Genomic DNA, 16,942 nt, shown 5'->3' with positions numbered 1-16,942 from the left:
GCTACAGCAGGAACGACCGGAGCCCGTTGAGCGAGCGCGCGTTGAGCACGTCGGCGGCCCGCGCCCAGCCGCGCCGGGCGGTGTGGACCCCGTACCGCGCGTAGTCGAGCTCGCGGGGCGAGTGCGCGTCGGTGTCGACGGCGATCGTCGCGCCCGCCTCGACCGCCGCCCGGACGAACTCGCCGTCGGCGTCGAGCCGGGCGGGGTTCGCGTTCACCTCGATCGCGGTGCCGTTCGCGGCGGCCGCCTCGGCGACCGCTTCGACGTCCGGGTCGAGGCCGGGCCGCTCGTTGATCAGGCGGCCGGTCGGGTGGCCCAGCACGTCGACGTGGGGGTGTTCGACCGCGCGGACCAGCCGCTCGGTGGCCGCCTCGCGATCCTGCCCGAGCGCGGCGTGCGGTGACGCGACGACGAGGTCGAGGGCGGCGAGCGTCTCGTCGTCGGTCGAGAGGCCGCCGTCGGCGTCGATGTTCGCCTCGATCCCGTGGAAGATCGGGATCTCGACCTCCCCGCGGGCCTCGTCGATCGCCGCCGCCTGCTCCTCGATGGCCGCCTCGTCGAGGCCGACGCCCCCGAGCATCCCGGGGCCGGTGGCGTGGTCGCTGACGACGTGGTAGTCGTAGCCGCGCTCGGCGGCCGCGCGCGCCATCTCCGCGATCGAGAAGCCGCCGTCGGACCAGTCGGTGTGCGTGTGGAGGTCGCCGCGGAGGTCGCCCTCGTCGACGAGGGGAGGGAGCCGCCCATCGGCGGCCGCCTCGACCTCGCCGCGGTCCTCTCGCAGCTCGGGGGGAACGAACTCCATGTCGAGCGCGCGGTAGACCCCATCCTCGCTCTCGCCGGCGACGCGCTCGCCGGTGCGGGTCGAATCGGGCTCCGCGGCGTCCCCCTCGTCGCCGCCCGCGGCGTCGCCTCCGCCTGCGTCATTTCCGGCGTCGTCGGCCGCCTCGTCGACGTCGCTCACGTCGAAGAGGCCGTACTCGTTCAGCTTGAGCCCGCGGTCGATCGCGCGGTTGCGGACGGCGACGTTGTGCGCCCGCGACCCGGTGAAGTACTGGAGCGCGGCGCCGAACTCGTCGGGGTCGACGATCCGGAGGTCGACGCGAGTGCCGTCCGCGCGCACGCTCGCCTTGCCGGTGCCCGCCTCGATCGTCGCGTCCGCCTCCTCCCAGTCGGTGAACGCCTCGACGATCGGCTCGCGCGCCTCGCTGGCGACGAGCAGGTCGACGTCGCCGATCGTCGGCTTCCAGCGCCGGATCGAGCCGCACACCTCGACCGACTCGACGGCGTCGCGGTCGGCGAGATACGCGAGCGCGTCGTCCGCGAGCGGCCGGGCGTCGCCGAGCCGGGTCCGCTCCCGCGACTCCCGAGCGAACGAGACGTTGTCGAGGATGTTCTGCTCGGTCTTCGCGCCGAAGCCGGACACTTCCTGAATCTCGCCCGCCTCCGCGGCGGCTTCCAGCTCGTCGAGGTCGGAGACTCCGAGCGCGTCGTACAGCGAGCCGACCGTCTTCGGGCCGACCCCCTCCACCGCGGTCAGCCCGGCCATGTCGACGGGCAGCTCTGCGCGGAGCTCGTCCAGCTCCTCGATCTCGCCGGTCTCGACGTACTCGACGATCTTCGCCGCGATGGCGTCGCCGACGCGGTCGATCTCGGCGACGGACTCCTCGCCGTCGGCCGCGAGTCCCTCGATCGGCTCGGGGTGGTCGCGGACGTTCTCGGCCGCCCGTCGGTAGGCGGTCGGCTTGTACTCGACGCCCGTCGCTTCGAGGAGGTCGGCGAACTCCTCCAGCCGCGTCGCGACCTCGTCGTTCCGGCTCATTGGCGACGCTTCGACGGCGCGCCACTTATACCGCGGGGCGAACGCCCGACGACCGGTCGACGCGTTCGACGCGCGGGCGGTGCCCGTCTCGCCGCCGCCGGTCGCTTATCCCGTCGGCGACCGAACCCCGCTCCATGTCGACCGACGACTCCGACGGCGACCTCGAGGAGCGCAACGTCTTCGGCGGCGAACTCGCGCCCTGCGGTCGCGACCCGGTGACCGGCTACCGCCGAGACGGGCGCTGTCGCGACGTCGACGGCGACGTCGGCGAACACACGCTCTGTGCGGTCGTCACGGCCGAGTTCCTGCGGTACAGCCGCGAGCGCGGCAACGATCTGATCACCCCGCGCCCCGAGTTCGACTTCCCCGGACTGGAGCCGGGCGACCGCTGGTGTCTCTGCGTCGGTCGGTGGCTGGAGGCGACCGACGCGGGGGTCGCCCCGCCGGTCGTCCTCGAAGCCACGAACGAGTCCGTGCTGCGCGCGGTCGACGCCGACCGCCTCCGCGAGCACGAGTTCGACCCGGAGACGTTCGAGCCCGGGAGCCTCGACTGAGCGCCGCGAGCGCCGGCGGGAGTCCGGCGCACCGCACTCACTCCGTGACCCAGAGCCCGCCGGCGACGACCGCCGCGAGCCCCATCGAGCCGGCGAGCAGCGCGAACGCGGGCCGGAAGCCGACCGCGTCGGCGACGATCCCGACGGCGCCCGGCGCGAGCGCGCCGGCGCCCATGAGCAGCGTGCGGACGACGCCGAGGCCCCCGCCCGCCAGTCGCTCCGGGAGCAGCTCCATCAGGTAGGCGCTGCGCACGGGTTGGAAGCCGTGCGAGCCGAGACCGAACGCGGCGACGACGATCGCGGTCGCGACGGCGCCGGCGCCGAGGTCCGGGAGCGAGACGAGCGCGACGAGCGCCGCGGCCGCCAGCCCGAGCGTGCCGACCATCACGGGGAAGCGCCCGACGCGGTCGGAAATATCGCCGGTGACGAGCTGGACGAAGGTCACCGCGAACACGAGGGAGTAGAGGAGGTTCGCGGTCGACGTCGCGAGCCCGGCCGCCTCCGAGAGGTACAGCGGGAGGAACGCGACCAGCCCGTTGTGCGCGAACGAGAACCCGACGGTCACCAGCACGAACGCCGAGAACCGCGGGTCCCGGAACAGCCGGAGGTACTCTCTCGCGTCGGGGTCCGCGTCGTCGCCGCCGTCGTCGGTCGCCCCCGTCGCCGCGGGCGAGCCGGAGAGCCGGACCGCGGTCGCGACCGCGAGCCCGACCGCGAGGACGCCGGTGAGGAGGAACGGCGCGCGCCAGTCGGCCCCGGGGAGCCGCGCGAGGACGGCCGCGATCGCGGGCGGCGCCGAGAGGACGGCGACGACGACCGCGGGCGCGGCGACCCCGCCCATCGCGCCGAGCGTGTCGTGCGCGCCGAGCATCCGCCCGGTGCGGGCGGGGTAGACGCGGGCGATCAGCCGCACCGAGACGGTCTTGTGAACGCCCGTGCCCGCGCCGACGATGAGCATCGCGGCGACCAGCGCGGCGAACGGCGCGTCGAAGACGATCGCGAGCGACCCCGCGCCGGCGACGAGCGCGCCCGCGACGATCACCCGCACCGGCCCGAGCCGGTCCGCGACCGCGCCGCTCGGGAACTGGAGGAGGGCGTACACGACCATGAAGCCGGTGAACGCGGTCCCGACGGTGGCGTTGCTCACGCCGTAGGCGCCCTGTATCGACTCGAACAGCGGCGGGAAGAGGTAGCGGACGAACTTCCCGAGGAACCAGACGAGCGAGACGAGGACCAGGGCGTCGTACTCGCCGATCCGGTCCCGGTTCATCGCCGGAGCGTAGCCCGGTCATCCGTATAAAGTGCCTGAAGCGCTGGGCGGCTGCCGGTAGCGATCGATATCGCCACGACTAACACCGCGGTGGCGCGTGCCTGCGAGCGGCCGACAGGCCGCGAGCCGCACGCGCGAGGGAGTCGCTGGCGGCCGGAGCGGAGCGATGGCCGCCAGCGACGAGGTTGGGGAGGCGTGAGGTGCGGTCGCGGTGCGTTCCCGCGAGCGAAGCGAGCGGGAGCACGGAAGTCGCAGCCCGCGCAGCGAAGCGAGCAGGACCGTCTTCCGGAGGAGTGGGACTCGAAGGGGCAGTCGCGAGGCGGGCGTAGACGACGCAAGGACCACAGCGAGAGAGTGAAACGACCGAGCGAGGACCGCAGCGAGTGTACGCCCGCCTCGCGACTGGGGCTTCGGCGGTGTTCGCTGTCGCTCCGCGGTCAGCTATTTATAAGTGAGAACGATCGGTGCTCGGACGATACGTTAGTTGAACGGGCCCTTGCCGCCGCCCATCATGTCGCCGAGACCGCCGCCCTCGCCGCCCATCTTCTTCATCATGCGCTGCATGTCGCCCTCTCCCATCCCCTGGAACTGGCCGATCGTCTCCTCCATCATCGAGTGCTGCTCTAAGAGCTGCCGGACCGTCTCCTCGTCGGTGCCGGAGCCGCGGGCGATCCGCTCCGTGCGCGACTGGCCGACGACGCGGGGGTTCTCCAGCTCCTCTTCGGTCATCGAGTCCATGATGCGCTCGAAGCGGCGCATCCGGTCTTGGGTGACGTCCATCGCGTCGTCCGGAAGCTCGTCCATCATCCCGCCGCCGAGCCCCGGAATCATGTCCATCACCTGGTCGAGCGGCCCCATCTTGTTCATCGCGTCCATCTGTCGCTTCATGTCCTTCAGGGTGAACTCACCCTTCAGCATGTCCTCGGGGTCCCAGTCGCCGTCCTCCTCCTGGGTCTCCTGCATCGCGCGCTCGACGCGCTCGGAGAGCTGCTTGAGGTCGCCCATCCCGAGCAGCCGCGAGATGAAGCCGGAGGGCTCGAACCGCTCGATGTCTTGGACCGTCTCGCCCGTGCCGAGGAAGGCGATGGAGGAGTCGGTCTCGTTGACCGCGGTGAGCGCGCCCCCGCCCTTCGCGGTCCCGTCGAGCTTGGTGATCACGACGCCCTCGATGCCGATCGACTCCTCGAACTGGCGGGCCTGCTCTTTCGCCCCCTGCCCGATCGCGGCGTCCAAGACGAGCAGCGAGCGGTCGGGGTCGACGACGCCCTCGATCTCCTCTATCTCCGCGATCAGGTCGTCTTCGAGCGCGTGCCGCCCCGCCGTGTCGACGATGTGGACGTCGGCGTCGGCCGTCTCTTCGAGGCCGGTCCGGGCGATGTCGACCGGGTCGTCGTTGTCGGGGTTCCCGTAGAAGTCGACCTCGGCGCGCTCGCACATCTGCTTCGCCTGATCGTACGCGCCGGGCCGGAAGGTGTCGGTCTGGATCACCGCGGGGCGGAGCCCCTTCTTCGAGAACCACCACGCCATCTTCGCCGCGGAGGTCGTCTTCCCCGAGCCCTGGAGCCCGGCGAGGAGGATCGTCTGGTTTTCGAGGGGGAGCTGCGTGGAGTCGCCGACCAGCTCGACCATCTCCTCGTAGACGATCTTGAGGACGTGGTCGCGCGCGGTCGTGCCCCCCGGCGGCTCCTCGTCGAGCGCCCGGGTCTTGATCGAGTCCGACAGCTCCATCACGAGAGAGACGTCGACGTCGGCCGAGAGGAGGGAGCGCTGGATCTCCTTGACGATCTCCTCGACGTCGCTCTCGGAGAGCGTGGTCTTGCCCTGGAGCTTGTCGAGGCTGCTCCGCAGGGACGTACCGAGGTCGTCGAGTACCATTTGCCGGAGCTAGGCGGGCGACGCGGTAAAGCTTTGTTCGTCGGCGGGCGCGGATACGTTTCGAGCGTGGTCAGCGGGGAGTACGTTCGTCGGCACCGCGGGTCGGTTATAAATGGTCGACTGTAGATCGACAGAGAAGACCTCCAAAGCCCAGCTGCTTGGCCGTACGCGAGAGGCCACAGATCGACGACGACAACCGCCAAAGCCCCAGTCGTGAGGGCGGCGCACGCTCGCCGTGCTCCTCACTCGGTCGCTCACTTCGTTCGCTCCCTCGTTGCGGTGCTTGCTTCGCCTGCGCCGCCCTCACGACTGCCCCTTCGAGTCCCACTCCTCCGGAAGACGGTCCTGCTCGCTTCGCTGCGCGGGCTGCGACTTCCGTGCTCCCGCTCGCTTCGCTCGCGGGAACGCACCGCGACCGCACCTCACGCCTCCCCAGCCTCGTCGGTGGTCCTCCGCTTCGCTCCGGACCACCGTACTCCCTCGCGTGTGCGACTCGCGCCCTTCGGACGCTCGTCGGCACGCGCCACCGCGAGATGATTATAAACCAAAGCTCGGCGCCTCGAACCGACGAGCCTCCACGGTCCGCCCGCCTCAGACCTCCTCGGCGATGTGTCGCTCGATCCGCGTCACGAGCTCCGGGCGGAACGTCCAGAATCCGTCCCAGACGTTCGGCTCGTCTTCGAGCGCGAGCAGCGCGACGTGGTCGCCGTCGGCTCCCTCCGGCGGCGTGAACACGACGAACCACGACCGACGATACGGGTATGAGGTCCCGGTGTGGACGGTTACGGGGAGTCTCGACAGCGAGTCCGCGTCACCGACGCCGTACACGTGGACGTCGACGCCGCTCCCAGCGACTCGCTCGTACACCGACCGGGTGCCGCGCTCGTCATCGATCCGCGAGAGCCGCTGGAAGGAGGCGCGCAGCGTGCCGGCCCCGTGTTCCGCCGCGATCCGCTCTATCACGCGGGAGATGACTATGAGGAGGAGCTTCTCCTTGTTCGAGGCGGGGTAGCCGCGGACCCGAAACGGGACCTCGTCGAGCCCCTCGAAGACGGCCGGCAGGGCGACGTCTCCGAGCTCGATCCCGCCGGTCTTGTACAGGTCGGAGTTGATGAGCAGCACCGATTCGAGCAGCTCGTCGAGGGGCGACCGCGCGATCACGGCGCCGTCTTCGACGAGCGCGACCACGTCGTCGGCCGCCGTCGAGTCGGCGTCGGCCGCCGTCGAGTCGGCGTCGTCCGCCGTTGAGTCGGCGTCGACCTCACTGACGGAGACGGGCTGGCCGTCGAGTAGCGAGTCGAGCAGTCCCCGGACCGGATCCGGCGACGACCGGTTCAGGAGGACGAGGTGCCGGTCCCGCGTTTCGAGCTCGTCGAAGAACGAGCGGAGCGATTCGGCCATGTCCGTGTTTCCGGCCGACCGAGACAAAATCCTTACTCCCCGTCCCGACTGGCGACGAGCCGGGCCCCCGCGGCGTCGATCCGACAGACCTCGGGATCGTAGCCCGCGTCGGAGAGCCCGGTCCCGAGCGCGAAGACGGTGCGGCCGAGCATCGCCATGGCGGCGCCGCGGCCGTCCGTCCCTCTGTCCGTCCGCTCGCCGCCGGCCGCGTCGACCGCCTCGATCGCCTCGGCGACCTCCGGGACGAGGAGGTCCGCCTCGCGGGCGAAGCCGCGGGCCGCGTCCATCAGCGTCGGGAGACGGGGGTCGGCGCGGAGTCGGTCGAGCGCGTCCTCGCCCGCCGCCGTGAGGGCGGCGGTGTCGCCCCCCAACACCGCCTCGGTCGACAGCTCACCGAAGGTGACGTACTCGACGCGCGCGGTCGCCGGGACGCCGTCGAGTTCGCCGGTCCCCGGCGCGCCCGGTTCGAGCCGGACCGGGACTCCCCCGCGCGCCTGCGCGACGACGTCGCCGAGGCCGGTCCCGCGACCGACCTCCGCGGCGTGGGCGAGCCGGACGAGCTCGTTCTCGGAGCGCCCGCGGTCGAACGCCTCGTTCGCGGCGAGCGCGGCGCCCAGCGCCGCGGCGCCGGAGACGCCGAAGCCGGCGCCGATCGGGAGGTCGGTCTCGACCGCGACGTCCGCACCCGCGGCGTTCAGGTCCGCGAGGACGTCGTCGACCGCGCCGATCGATCCGGTCTCGCCGTCGACAGTGCGGGAACCGTTCGCGTCGCCGCCCGCGCCGACCGTCCCGCCGCCGCTCTCGTCGGGCGCCGACACCCGCACGGTCACGCCGTCGGTGAGCGTCAGGCCCGCGCCCCGCGACCCGGCGGCCGTCGGGTCGTCGGCCGGGTACGCGCTGAAGAAGGCGGTGACGTGACCCGGGACGAACGCGGTCGCCCGCTGGCTGCTCATGTGCCGGGCGACGAGCGGGCCGCGATTAACGGTTGTTATCCGGGACGGGCAGCCGACGGCGGGAGCGCGACGGCGTCCGACGGCCCGGCCGCGGCCGTTCGTCGCGACACCGCAGGCCTAAATACGGGCCGACCGAAGCCGGACCGTATGCGAAACCAGTTGCGCCCCGTCCTCGCCGCCGTGCTCGCGCTGGTTTTCCCGGGGCTCGGTCACCTCTCCCTCCGTCGGTGGGGGCGGGCGCTGCTGTGGCACCTGACGATCGTCGGCGGCGGCGTCGCGCTGTTCGCGCTGTACGACGTCGAGCCCGTCGACCCCTTCGCCGGCCCCGCGGCCGTCACGGCCGCGGTCCCGACCGACGTGACGCTCCCGATCGTCCTGCTGTCGGCGCTGTCGGCGCTCGACGCGTACCTCGTCGGACGGGCGGACGCCGCGAATCGGGACCGCGTCGACGCCGCCGCCGAGGCGATACGGCGGCAAGCCGCGAACGCGGAGGGCGACGAGGGAGCTGGAAACGGCGGAACCCCGCCGGCCGCCTCCGTGACCGACGACGGCGACGAGTCGCTGGAGGTGACCTGCCCCAACTGCGGCAAGGAGACCGACGCCGACCTCGACTTCTGTCACTGGTGTACCGAGCCCCTCCCGTGGGCCGAGACGGACGCAGAGTGAGGCACGGGAGACGGCCGCGACAGCGTGGAAGACGACCGCAACAGCGCGGACGGCGGCCGTGACAACGGACGCCCGATCCGCCGATATCGGGGGAGTAAAGCGCCTCCGGGTCTACCCTTCTTCTGACTGATGACGGTGAGCCCTCGCCGATGACCGGGGGAGTCCCGCTCGGACTGGTCGGCGTTTTCGGCGGTTCGATCGCGGCGTTCGCGGCGCTGCTGCCGGTCTGCGTGGGTGTCGACCGGATCCGGAGCGTCCTCGCCGACAAAGATCTGCTTCGCGAGCGCGCGGTCGGGATCGCGCCGTACGTCGGCGGGCTTGCGCTCGTCCTCGCCGTCAACAAGGGGTTCATCCGCCGCATCGAGGCGTTCTCCTTCGAGTACGGCTACCGCGCGACGACCGCCATCTACGCGGTGGAGGGGGACCTCGTGGCCGCGATACAGGACGCGGTCCCGCGCTGGGCGGTGTACTACTTCGGCCCGATGTACGTCGTCGGCTACGTCGTGCTGCTCGCGTTTCCGCTCGCGGCGTACGCCGTTGCCGAGCGCCTCCGCCCGCTGAAGCGGCTGGTCGCGGCGTACGCGGTCAACTACGCCGTCGCGATCGCCTGTTACGCCGGGATCGTCGCGTACGGCCCGCGAAACTACCCGACCGTCGCGGGCGCTGACCCGAGCGCGGCGACCGTCGAGCCGCTGCTCCTCGACTGGTTCGGCGGCGTGACGCAGCTCACCTCGCAGGTGAACGCCGCCACGAACGTCTTCCCCTCGCTTCACACCGCGCTGTCGGTGACGGTGGTGCTCGCGGCCGTCTCGACGCACGAGGAGTTCCCGCGATGGACGCCCGTGGCCGCGTTCCTCGCCGGCAGCATCGTCGTCGCCACCGTGTTCCTCGGGATCCACTGGGTCACCGACGTCGTCGCCGGCGGCGTTCTCGCCGCCGGGAGCGTCGCGGTCGCGAACCGACTGGTCGACTGAGCGCGGCCCGCACGCGTCGGATCGGCACTCGGGACGGTCGCGCCGTTCCGTCGCCCGTAGTTTCTCACCGCTGATAACTGAGAGCCAACTATCATATAACCCCGCCGAGACGGTTCGGGTACGGACGCGAACGACGGACGGAAACATGAGTCTGAATCCACGACGATACGACGTACGGGAGCTGCGCCGGATCGCGGACGCCCCGCGAGACGGTGCGGACGGAGCGCCTCGGGAGCGGGCGCTCCGGCGGCCGAACCGGAACAGAGCCGAGCAGGCGGCGCGCTCGGCCGCGTTCACGGAGCTGCTCCAGCGTCAGCGTGGTGCGCGGTTGAACGGCGACAGCGGGGATCGACCGTATCTGGCGGCGATCCCGGCGTCGCCCGCGGCGGAACGCGAGATCGGCGAGTGGCTCGGCTACCTCGTCGACGTCGGCGGCCACGTGCGGAGCCGGGACGCGCTGTCCTACTACGGCGAGCTCGACTGGGTCGGCGACGACGCGGTCGCGGCGCTTTCGCGCCGGTTAGAGGGGTTCGACGCCCCGACGCGCGACCGAGTGTTCACCCCCGCGGATCACCGGATCAGCCTCGTCTCCATCGTCCGGATCGCTTCGTGTGCGAGTGACCAATGAGCGACGACGAATCCACGGACATCAACGACACGGACGAATCGGCAGCGGTCGGCGTGAAACTGGGCAGCACCCGAACGGTGCTCGACATCCCCGACGGTCGGGGCGGTCGCGAGCGCCACTCGGTGCTGACCTGTCTCGCCACCTACGAGGACGCGATCACCGGCGAAGAGAAGGTGCTGTTCGGCGAGGAGGCCGCGGTGGAGTACCCCGACCGCGTGCGCTTCATGCTGCGCTCGGGCCTCCCCGAGGACGACGACAGCGTCGCGGACGCGGAGCGCTTCTTCGAGGCCGTCGTGGACGCCCACGACGTGCCCGAGGACAGCGCGGTCGTCTACGCGGTGCCGACCATCGACAACGAGGCGGGCGTCGAGAACCTCAAGTCAGTGATCGAGGGCTCGTCGATCGGCGAGGTCGAGACCCGGAGCTACCCCGAGTCGCTCTGCGGCGCGATCCCCGCCTACGGCGACAACCTCGACGCGATCGACGAGGTGTTCGTCTCGGTGAACCTCGGCTCGACGACGATGGAGGCGTGCGCCTACCGGCGCGGCGAGCAGCTCTCGCCGTTCTCGACCGGCTCGGTGACGGGCAACGAGGTCGACCGCCGGATCGTCGCCGCCGTCGAGGAGGAGACCCAGGGACGGGTCCACATCGACCGGACGACGGCGCGGGAGTACAAAGAGCAGCACGGCGACGTGTACGACTTCGAGCCGTTCACCGACGTGGTCCAGCAGCCGGGCGGCGGGAGCCACGAGTTCACCGTCGACCGCGGTGTTCAGGAGCCGATCGACCGCTACATCGACGAGGCGGTCGACGCCGTCGCCAACGAGTTCCTCCCCGAACTCGCGAACGACCACATGAAGCCCTACCAGCTCGCGCTCGGGCGCCCCCTCGCCGTCACCGGCGGCATGGCGTGTATCCCCGGGCTCACCGAGGAGTTCGGGAAGCGACTCAGCGAGGCGCTCGACCGCGACGTCGAGGTCGTCTCGCCCGAGGACCCCGCGACCGCGGCCGCCGACGGCGCGGCGCGCATCGCCGAGCGACTCGTCTGAGCGGCGCGCGAGCGGGCTGATTTCTTATTGACATCGAGACGCCCGGCGGTCGGTCGTCGATCGCCTACACGTCGAAGAGCCGCTCGGCGTCGTCCGCCTGCCGGCGGTAGATGCCGCGGCCCTTCAGTCGCGGCACCTCGTGGCGGTGGAGTCGCTCCGCCGCCGTGTCGTACACCAGCGGGAAGACGTTGGTGCGCCGCTTCGCGACGGTGAAGCCGGACATCGCGTCGAGCAGCGACGCGTCCGGGTCGTCGACCGCGAACGTCACGTAGCCGATCGGGGTCTGCGACTCGCCGCCGTCCGCGCGTTCGGGCCGGGCGTCGATCCGGTCCGCGAGCACGTCGCGGAACGACGACGCGACCTCGACGAGTCCCGCCGCGTCCATCCCGTCCGTCCCGTCTACCTCGACGAGCGTCGCCAGCACGGCCATGTCGCCGAGCGTGTCGTCCGCCTCGCGGATCGCCCACACGCGGTCGAACCCGTCTTCCCCGCCTTCCACCGTCTCGAACCCGTGTTCGCGATGGTTCGCCGCCACCGCGTCCCGGTACTGGCTGATGTCCATGAATCGTCCACGATCCGCATGGTAAAAAATGACATAGGTGAACGGCCGGGAGGTGTCGGCGCAAACAAGGCTATGCCGACGCCGGTGCTGTCGGACCTATGACACCGACGCGACGGGGCTACCTCCGCGGGGTCGGCGCCGCGGGCGTCGGCGGGCTGGCGTTCCTCGCGGGGTGTGCGTCCGGCGGTCCGGGCGGCGACGAGAGCGACGACGGTGACGGAGGCGACGACTTGCCGGGGTCCGACGGGGGCGGAGGCGGCGACGCGGGCGGCACGCGCCCCGAGGGCACCGGCGGCCCGGGCGTCTCGATCGTCGCCGTCGACGACGACCCCGCGATCGCGATCGAACCGGCGGTCGAGGTCGTCCGGGAGGCCGCGACGAGCGAGCACCCGCCCCGGCTCCGCGTGACGCTCGCGAACGCGAGCGACGAGCGCGTCAGGACGGGGGAGGGGCGGGCCGCGCACTTCGAGTACGTGACCGACCGGACCGGCGCGCTCGTGCTGCTCCCCGCGGACGGGTCGTACCCCGCCGAACCCGACTGCTGGCGGCTCACCGACGCGATCGCGACGACAGAGGAGTACCGCACGTTCGAGCTCGACGCCGGCGCGTCCAGCGACCGCCTCGTCGACCTGTACGCGACCCCCGGCGAGGACGCCTGTCTCCCGGTCGGCGAGTACCGCTTCGAGACGCGGATCGCGATCGTCGGGGACGACGACGAGCTGGAGTCGTCGGCGACGTGGGGGTTCTCCGTCGTGCTGGAGTGAGCGGTCGCGGGTCGTCGGGTCGCCGCCGCGCCGTACAGAGTCCTATATACCTCTCTTAGGAACCGTTATGCCGGCGCGTCGGAACGCTCGGGTATGAGCGACGAGAACCGCGAGAGCGGCGGGGTCGTGACGTTCGGGTTCGTCTGCGTTCAGAACGCCGGCCGCAGCCAGATGTCGGCCGCCTTCGCCGAGCGGGAGCGTCGGGAGCGCGGCCTCGACGACCGCGTCGAGATCGTCACCGGCGGGACGCACCCGGCCGACGAGGTTCACCCCGAGGTCGTCGAAGCGATGCGCGAAGTGAATATCGACCTCGCCGACCGCGTCCCCCGAGAGGTCTCGACCGCGGAGCTCGACGCGTGCGACGTCGTCGCCACCATGGGATGTTCGACGCTGACGCTCGCCGACGGCGTCGAGGGTCGCGACTGGGCCTTGGACGATCCACACGGGCAGGACGTCGAGCGCGTCCGCGAGATCCGCGACGAGATCGCGGGACGGGTCGTCGACCTCTTCGACGAGTTCTTCGACGGGGCGTAGGCGGCTCGCGAACGACGGACCAGAGACTCGCGAGGCGAATCGGCGAAGAAGTAGTCCCGGGCGGATTCGAACCGCCGTCAATGGCTGACTTCGGGCGTCCGACCGCGTGTGGCGGTCGAATTCCCTCCAAAGGCCATTATGATTGGCCACTACACCACGGGACTGCGAGTGCGGCTAACCGGCGGGCACTCAAGTACGTTACTCTCTCCGACGCGTCGAGTGCCGTCCCCGGCTAGGCGCCCTCCTCGATCCGGTCGTACCGCCCTTCGAAGTTCTCCAGACAGGAGTCGCAACAGAAGTGGTACAGCGTGCCGTCGATCCGGGCCGACTCCCCCTCGGCGGTGACGGTGTTTCCGCACTCGACGCAGTCGACCGCGAGGTCCGCGTCGCCGACCGCGGGCGACCACTCGTGGGCGTCGAGCGGCCGCACCGACAGCTCGGTCACCGCGTCGAGCCCGACCGCGTCGTCGACGAGATCGCGGGCGGTCCCCTCCTCGACGCGCGCGACGACCGTCACCTCGCCGTCTGCGGTGAGGAACGCGTGTTCGACGCGCTCGTGACCCGCGACCGCCGCGTGGACGTGCTCGGCGTCCGCGGGCGCGACGGCGAGCGTCGCGAGGACCCTGAGCCCGTCGGAGAGTGCGTCGCCGTCGATCCGGAGCGTGAACCCTTCGATGACGCCCACCTCGCGGAGCCGGTCGACGCGGTCGGACACGGCGGGCGCAGACAGGTCGACGCGCTCGGCGATGTCGCTGTAGGGACGTCTCGCGTCGGCCAGCAACAGCCGGATGATCTCCCGGTCCGTCTCGTCGAGCGTGCGCATGTCCGGGCGTTCGCCGGGCGCGGACAAAAGCCGTCCGGGCGGATCGAGCGGCCGGGTGGTTAGGGCATCCGAGCGGATCGAACGGGCAGCAGCGGCCCGAAAGGCGGTCGGCCTCGGGGGCGACGGAAAGGCAGTTGTGCCCGCGGCGCCAACGGGCGCGTATGACGACGATAGACGTCGAGGGGATGTCGTGTACCGGCTGCGAGGACAACGTGACCGACGCGCTCGGCGAACTTCCCGGCGTCGAGTCGGCCAGCGCGGACCACGAGGCGGGCACCGCGACCGTCGAGGGCGACGTGGACGTCGACGCCGTCGTGGCCGCGATCGAGGACGCCGGCTACGAGGCGTCGGCTTAGACGGACGGCTGCGAACCGGACGCCCGGACGGGGCTCACATCCCGTCGCGCGACCCCGGATCGCCGTGCCTTTTTAGCAGTGTGCGCTCGCCGTGACATGGACACCGTACTGGTCACCGGCAGCGCGGGCGGCGTCGGCGCGTGGACGGTCGACGCGTTCGCCGACGCGGGTCGCGAGGTGGTCGCCGTCGACCGCGAGGCGCCGCCGACCGACGAGCGCCGCGACGACGTCGACTACCGAGCGGCGGACCTCACGGACTACGGCGAGACGCGGCAGGTGATCGACGCCGCCGCGCCGGACGCCGTCGTCCACCTCGCCGCGATCCCGCACCCCGAGGACCACGCCGGCTCGCGGGTGTTCGCGAACAACGTCGAGAGCGCGTACAACGTCTTCGACGCCGCCGGCGCCGCGGGGGCGCGGATCGCGTGGGCGTCGAGCGAGAGCTGCTACGGCACCGTCTTCGCCGCCGACGACTGGCTCCCCGATCGCCTCCCGATCGACGAGGCGACGCCGACCGAGCCGGAGGACCCGTACGGCCTCTCGAAGGTCGTCGGCGAGGAGATCGTCGCGAGCGCCGCGCGGAAACACGGCGTCAGCGCCGTCTCGCTGCGGCTCTCGTGGGTCACGTTCCCGGGCGACGAGCGGCGGCGCGAGGCGCGCGAGACGTTCGACCCCGCGACCGCCGAGCCGAGCGGCAACTGCTGGTCGTCCGTCGACGTGCGCGACGTCGTCGCGGCGATCGAGGCCGCGATCGACCCGGAGACCGAGGTCGACGGCCACGAGGCCGTCCTGATCGTCGCCGCGGAGAACTTCCTCGGCCGCGACACCGCCGCGACGATCGAAGCGGTTCACGGCGAGCTTCTCCCCGAGTGCGACCTCGACGGCGACGAGTCGGTCTTCGACTGCTCGAAGGCGGAGCGGCTGCTCGGCTGGGAGCCGGCGCACTCGTGGCGAGATGCCCCCGCAAGCGACGAGAGGTAACCATCAGGGTCACGTGAGCGACCTACGGAAGCATACTTTGTAGAGAAGATCCGCTGGAGATACAGGTGTGAGACCGATGTGTCGCTCGTCAATCGTCGGTTGCGTTGTGGTATGCCTCGGCTGGTGACTGGGCCCCCGTGTACAGCCGGACGTCGGGGAACAACAGCAGGACACCGAGAACCGTCCACGCGCTGCCCACGATGAGAGCCCACCCCCAGCTGGCAAAGACGCCGAAGGAAAACTGGAGCACCCAGAGGGCGGCCCCGATGAGCAACACGACGGTTCCGAACCCGACACTCGTATCGACTGCCCCGGTGTGAACGTTCATGACTGTCGATCCGCCCTACCGAGGAATAAGCCCATTCCACGAGATATCAGTCGAGAGAATTTGGTGGGTGAGCAAACAGGCCCGCGGCGTGATCGCGAATCTGTGACTGCTCTATCGCTGTGACCGCTTCCTGAACGGCATATGCCGTGGAAAGCGTCAGGAGTCGGTGTCGAGCGTTTCCGAGGGGTTCACGGCAGTCGCGAGTTCGTCGTTATGGTTTCTCGCAAGTCCGATGCCGACGATGGCTCCGTACGCGGCGATCGCGAGCCATCCGTAGCCGACCACCTCGAGTCCGGCGGCACTCATACCGCCGAGGACCCAGCCGAACGAGACAGCCGCCCACGCGGCGAGCGCGCCGACGTAGAGATTCAGTGGGAGACCAGTGACTGTGGCCTCTTCGAACTCCTCGACACGTTCGGTGCTCGCGTCGGCCTCGACGACATCGTCTTTCCGAGTGGTCATTCCGACGGCGACGACCGTTCCGATCGCGGCGACAGCGAACCAAGCGTATCCGACGATCGGAACGGCCACGTCGATGACGCCGAGCGCCCACAGCGCGGTGAATCCCGCGACGATAACCGCCAATACGCCGTACGTGCGGAACAGCTGTGTTACTAGTTGTCTCATGTGAAATAGAATATTCAATTAATCTGTAATAAAACCACCGCTGAACTACGGGGTAGTAATCGAGAAGGGGTGTGTCACCGCGAATCAGGAGTTTCGAGCCGAAGGCCGGTGGCCGGCACCGCCGATGCTCTCAGTCGCGTCACGAGTGTTCGCAATAATAAACGAGAGCGAGACGCGGCGAAGGGGGTTTGGCGTGGCGTCGGGATCGAAAGCAGGAATCAAAGACCGCGATGGACCCGACTCCTCGTTACCCCGTTGGTAAGAACCCCACCTTCCGAACGATGGGAAAGACAGCGAAGGACACGAATACGCCGGCGAACGCCCGGAGACTGGTCAAAACGGCGACCCGCCACGAGGAACCGATCTCGGCGGGATCGAGAAACGTCCCGACGACGAGAACGGAGGCGAGCGCGAGCGCCCAGAGGACGACTCCGATCGGTTCGGCGGGCCATGAGCCGCGTTCCGCGGACCCGTCGGGGTTTCAACTTCACTGTTCGACGTATCGCATACTATTTCGTTTATAGCTACTGACACATAAGCAATTGATTATTTCGCGAAGTACGTAAGAGCGTATGTGGATTGAAACGATCCGAGCGCGTGGCGATACGCGGAGTAACACACCTAAACTCAGTATTCGCAGTCACAATGCTCTGCTCTGTTGAATCCGCAGAAGGCGGCGGGATAGCGTCGCTGTAAAGGTGGAAGCGAAGCGGAAGAGCCGAATGTGTCCAAACTACTCTTCCGCTTCGTTAAGCAAGCCGCGTCGCTGGCTCAAAAG

At 70.2% G+C, this 16,942-nt stretch carries 18 protein-coding genes and 1 tRNA gene; 9 read left to right on the top strand and 10 right to left on the bottom strand.

The annotated features are described in order from the left end of the window. Position 1: 1 nt before the first annotated feature. The gene (locus EXE46_RS12745) at positions 2-1,819 is read right to left on the bottom strand and encodes a helix-hairpin-helix domain-containing protein (protein ID WP_137688769.1); all 1,818 of its coding nucleotides are present in this window, start codon (positions 1,817-1,819) and stop codon (positions 2-4) included. Positions 1,820-1,953: 134 nt separating this feature from the next. On the opposite strand from EXE46_RS12745, the gene EXE46_RS12740 reads away from it, so the two are divergent. Then, positions 1,954-2,373, top strand: a complete 420-nt coding sequence (locus tag EXE46_RS12740; RefSeq protein ID WP_137688768.1) for a DUF2237 family protein — start codon at positions 1,954-1,956, stop codon at positions 2,371-2,373. Positions 2,374-2,410: 37 nt separating this feature from the next. On the opposite strand, the gene EXE46_RS12735 is transcribed toward EXE46_RS12740, so the two are convergent. The 4 genes from EXE46_RS12735 to EXE46_RS12720 form a co-directional block, all read right to left on the bottom strand. Then, positions 2,411-3,643: an MFS transporter gene (locus EXE46_RS12735; RefSeq protein ID WP_137688767.1), complete on the bottom strand. Its 1,233-nt coding sequence runs from the start codon at positions 3,641-3,643 to the stop codon at positions 2,411-2,413. Positions 3,644-4,123: 480 nt separating this feature from the next. After that, positions 4,124-5,518 carry a signal recognition particle protein Srp54 gene (locus tag EXE46_RS12730; RefSeq protein WP_137688766.1) on the bottom strand — a complete coding sequence of 465 codons (1,395 nt, stop codon included), beginning with the start codon at positions 5,516-5,518 and terminating at the stop codon, positions 4,124-4,126. 591 nt (positions 5,519-6,109) lie between these two features. Continuing rightward, positions 6,110-6,919 (bottom strand): DICT sensory domain-containing protein, encoded by an 810-nt coding sequence (locus EXE46_RS12725; protein ID WP_137688765.1) that lies wholly within the window; start codon positions 6,917-6,919, stop codon positions 6,110-6,112. 32 nt (positions 6,920-6,951) lie between these two features. Beyond that, positions 6,952-7,872, bottom strand: a complete 921-nt coding sequence (locus EXE46_RS12720) for a pantoate kinase (protein ID WP_137688764.1) — start codon at positions 7,870-7,872, stop codon at positions 6,952-6,954. 147 nt (positions 7,873-8,019) lie between these two features. Here EXE46_RS12720 and EXE46_RS12715 point away from each other — a divergent pair, with 147 nt between their 5' ends. The 4 genes from EXE46_RS12715 (at position 8,020) to EXE46_RS12700 (ending at position 11,189) form a co-directional block, all read left to right on the top strand. Next, the gene (locus EXE46_RS12715; protein ID WP_137688763.1) at positions 8,020-8,538 is read left to right on the top strand and encodes a zinc ribbon domain-containing protein; all 519 of its coding nucleotides are present in this window, start codon (positions 8,020-8,022) and stop codon (positions 8,536-8,538) included. A gap of 149 nt (positions 8,539-8,687) precedes the next feature. Continuing rightward, positions 8,688-9,512: a phosphatase PAP2 family protein gene (locus tag EXE46_RS12710; protein WP_137688762.1), complete on the top strand. Its 825-nt coding sequence runs from the start codon at positions 8,688-8,690 to the stop codon at positions 9,510-9,512. A 145-nt stretch (positions 9,513-9,657) separates the two neighbouring features. Then, a complete protein-coding gene (locus EXE46_RS12705; protein ID WP_137688761.1) occupies positions 9,658-10,140 on the top strand; it encodes a FlaD/FlaE family flagellar protein in 483 nt (160 codons plus the stop codon). Next, entirely contained in the window at positions 10,137-11,189 is a 1,053-nt protein-coding gene (locus EXE46_RS12700; protein WP_137688760.1) for a cell division FtsA domain-containing protein, read from the top strand. The genes EXE46_RS12705 and EXE46_RS12700 overlap by 4 nt, the downstream gene beginning before the upstream one ends. A 64-nt stretch (positions 11,190-11,253) precedes the next feature. On the opposite strand, the gene EXE46_RS12695 is transcribed toward EXE46_RS12700, so the two are convergent. Continuing rightward, complete coding sequence (locus EXE46_RS12695; protein ID WP_137688759.1) at positions 11,254-11,751, bottom strand: hypothetical protein; 498 nt, start codon at positions 11,749-11,751, stop codon at positions 11,254-11,256. 98 nt (positions 11,752-11,849) lie between these two features. Here EXE46_RS12695 and EXE46_RS12690 point away from each other — a divergent pair, with 98 nt between their 5' ends. Beyond that, positions 11,850-12,515 (top strand): hypothetical protein, encoded by a 666-nt coding sequence (locus tag EXE46_RS12690; RefSeq protein ID WP_137688758.1) that lies wholly within the window; start codon positions 11,850-11,852, stop codon positions 12,513-12,515. 93 nt (positions 12,516-12,608) lie between these two features. Next, entirely contained in the window at positions 12,609-13,049 is a 441-nt protein-coding gene (locus EXE46_RS12685; protein ID WP_137688757.1) for a low molecular weight phosphatase family protein, read from the top strand. A gap of 51 nt (positions 13,050-13,100) precedes the next feature. On the opposite strand, the gene EXE46_RS12680 is transcribed toward EXE46_RS12685, so the two are convergent. Together EXE46_RS12680 and EXE46_RS12675 are read right to left on the bottom strand one after the other, a co-directional pair. Beyond that, positions 13,101-13,213: transfer RNA gene (locus EXE46_RS12680), tRNA-Gln, on the bottom strand. Positions 13,214-13,281: 68 nt separating this feature from the next. Beyond that, the gene (locus EXE46_RS12675) at positions 13,282-13,872 is read right to left on the bottom strand and encodes an AsnC family transcriptional regulator (protein WP_137688756.1); all 591 of its coding nucleotides are present in this window, start codon (positions 13,870-13,872) and stop codon (positions 13,282-13,284) included. A 161-nt stretch (positions 13,873-14,033) separates the two neighbouring features. Between EXE46_RS12675 and EXE46_RS12670 the strand changes: the two genes are divergently transcribed. Further along, complete coding sequence (locus EXE46_RS12670; RefSeq protein WP_137688755.1) at positions 14,034-14,228, top strand: heavy-metal-associated domain-containing protein; 195 nt, start codon at positions 14,034-14,036, stop codon at positions 14,226-14,228. A 96-nt stretch (positions 14,229-14,324) separates the two neighbouring features. Continuing rightward, on the top strand, positions 14,325-15,209 hold the full coding sequence (locus EXE46_RS12665; RefSeq protein WP_137688754.1) for an NAD(P)-dependent oxidoreductase: 885 nt from the start codon (positions 14,325-14,327) through the stop codon (positions 15,207-15,209). An 88-nt stretch (positions 15,210-15,297) separates the two neighbouring features. Here EXE46_RS12665 and EXE46_RS12660 read toward each other — a convergent pair whose 3' ends face one another. Both EXE46_RS12660 and EXE46_RS12655 read right to left on the bottom strand, forming a co-directional pair. Next, positions 15,298-15,537 carry a hypothetical protein gene (locus tag EXE46_RS12660; RefSeq protein ID WP_137688753.1) on the bottom strand — a complete coding sequence of 80 codons (240 nt, stop codon included), beginning with the start codon at positions 15,535-15,537 and terminating at the stop codon, positions 15,298-15,300. Between the two features lie 156 nt (positions 15,538-15,693). Then, entirely contained in the window at positions 15,694-16,122 is a 429-nt protein-coding gene (locus tag EXE46_RS12655; RefSeq protein ID WP_137688752.1) for a hypothetical protein, read from the bottom strand. Positions 16,123-16,942 lie beyond the last annotated feature (820 nt).

Origin of the sequence: Halorubrum sp. GN11_10-6_MGM, from assembly GCF_005435165.1 — an archaeon.
In the GTDB taxonomy this organism is placed as follows: domain Archaea; phylum Halobacteriota; class Halobacteria; order Halobacteriales; family Haloferacaceae; genus Halorubrum.
This window is presented reverse-complemented; position numbering and strand designations above follow the sequence as displayed.

Bases quoted from the DNA above. Each gene is read 5' to 3' on its own strand.
- EXE46_RS12725 (WP_137688765.1), bottom strand. From the start codon at position 6,919: ATGGCCGAATCGCTCCGCTCGTTCTTCGACGAGCTCGAAACGCGGGAC.
- EXE46_RS12730 (WP_137688766.1), bottom strand. From the start codon at position 5,518: ATGGTACTCGACGACCTCGGTACGTCCCTGCGGAGCAGCCTCGACAAG.
- EXE46_RS12715 (WP_137688763.1), top strand. From the start codon at position 8,020: ATGCGAAACCAGTTGCGCCCCGTCCTCGCCGCCGTGCTCGCGCTGGTT.
- EXE46_RS12690 (WP_137688758.1), top strand. From the start codon at position 11,850: ATGACACCGACGCGACGGGGCTACCTCCGCGGGGTCGGCGCCGCGGGC.
- EXE46_RS12720 (WP_137688764.1), bottom strand. From the start codon at position 7,872: ATGAGCAGCCAGCGGGCGACCGCGTTCGTCCCGGGTCACGTCACCGCC.
- EXE46_RS12705 (WP_137688761.1), top strand. From the start codon at position 9,658: ATGAGTCTGAATCCACGACGATACGACGTACGGGAGCTGCGCCGGATC.
- EXE46_RS12660 (WP_137688753.1), bottom strand. From the start codon at position 15,537: ATGAACGTTCACACCGGGGCAGTCGATACGAGTGTCGGGTTCGGAACC.
- EXE46_RS12745 (WP_137688769.1), bottom strand. From the start codon at position 1,819: ATGAGCCGGAACGACGAGGTCGCGACGCGGCTGGAGGAGTTCGCCGAC.
- EXE46_RS12735 (WP_137688767.1), bottom strand. From the start codon at position 3,643: ATGAACCGGGACCGGATCGGCGAGTACGACGCCCTGGTCCTCGTCTCG.
- EXE46_RS12685 (WP_137688757.1), top strand. From the start codon at position 12,609: ATGAGCGACGAGAACCGCGAGAGCGGCGGGGTCGTGACGTTCGGGTTC.
- EXE46_RS12710 (WP_137688762.1), top strand. From the start codon at position 8,688: ATGACCGGGGGAGTCCCGCTCGGACTGGTCGGCGTTTTCGGCGGTTCG.
- EXE46_RS12695 (WP_137688759.1), bottom strand. From the start codon at position 11,751: ATGGACATCAGCCAGTACCGGGACGCGGTGGCGGCGAACCATCGCGAA.
- EXE46_RS12740 (WP_137688768.1), top strand. From the start codon at position 1,954: ATGTCGACCGACGACTCCGACGGCGACCTCGAGGAGCGCAACGTCTTC.
- EXE46_RS12700 (WP_137688760.1), top strand. From the start codon at position 10,137: ATGAGCGACGACGAATCCACGGACATCAACGACACGGACGAATCGGCA.
- EXE46_RS12670 (WP_137688755.1), top strand. From the start codon at position 14,034: ATGACGACGATAGACGTCGAGGGGATGTCGTGTACCGGCTGCGAGGAC.
- EXE46_RS12665 (WP_137688754.1), top strand. From the start codon at position 14,325: ATGGACACCGTACTGGTCACCGGCAGCGCGGGCGGCGTCGGCGCGTGG.
- EXE46_RS12675 (WP_137688756.1), bottom strand. From the start codon at position 13,872: ATGCGCACGCTCGACGAGACGGACCGGGAGATCATCCGGCTGTTGCTG.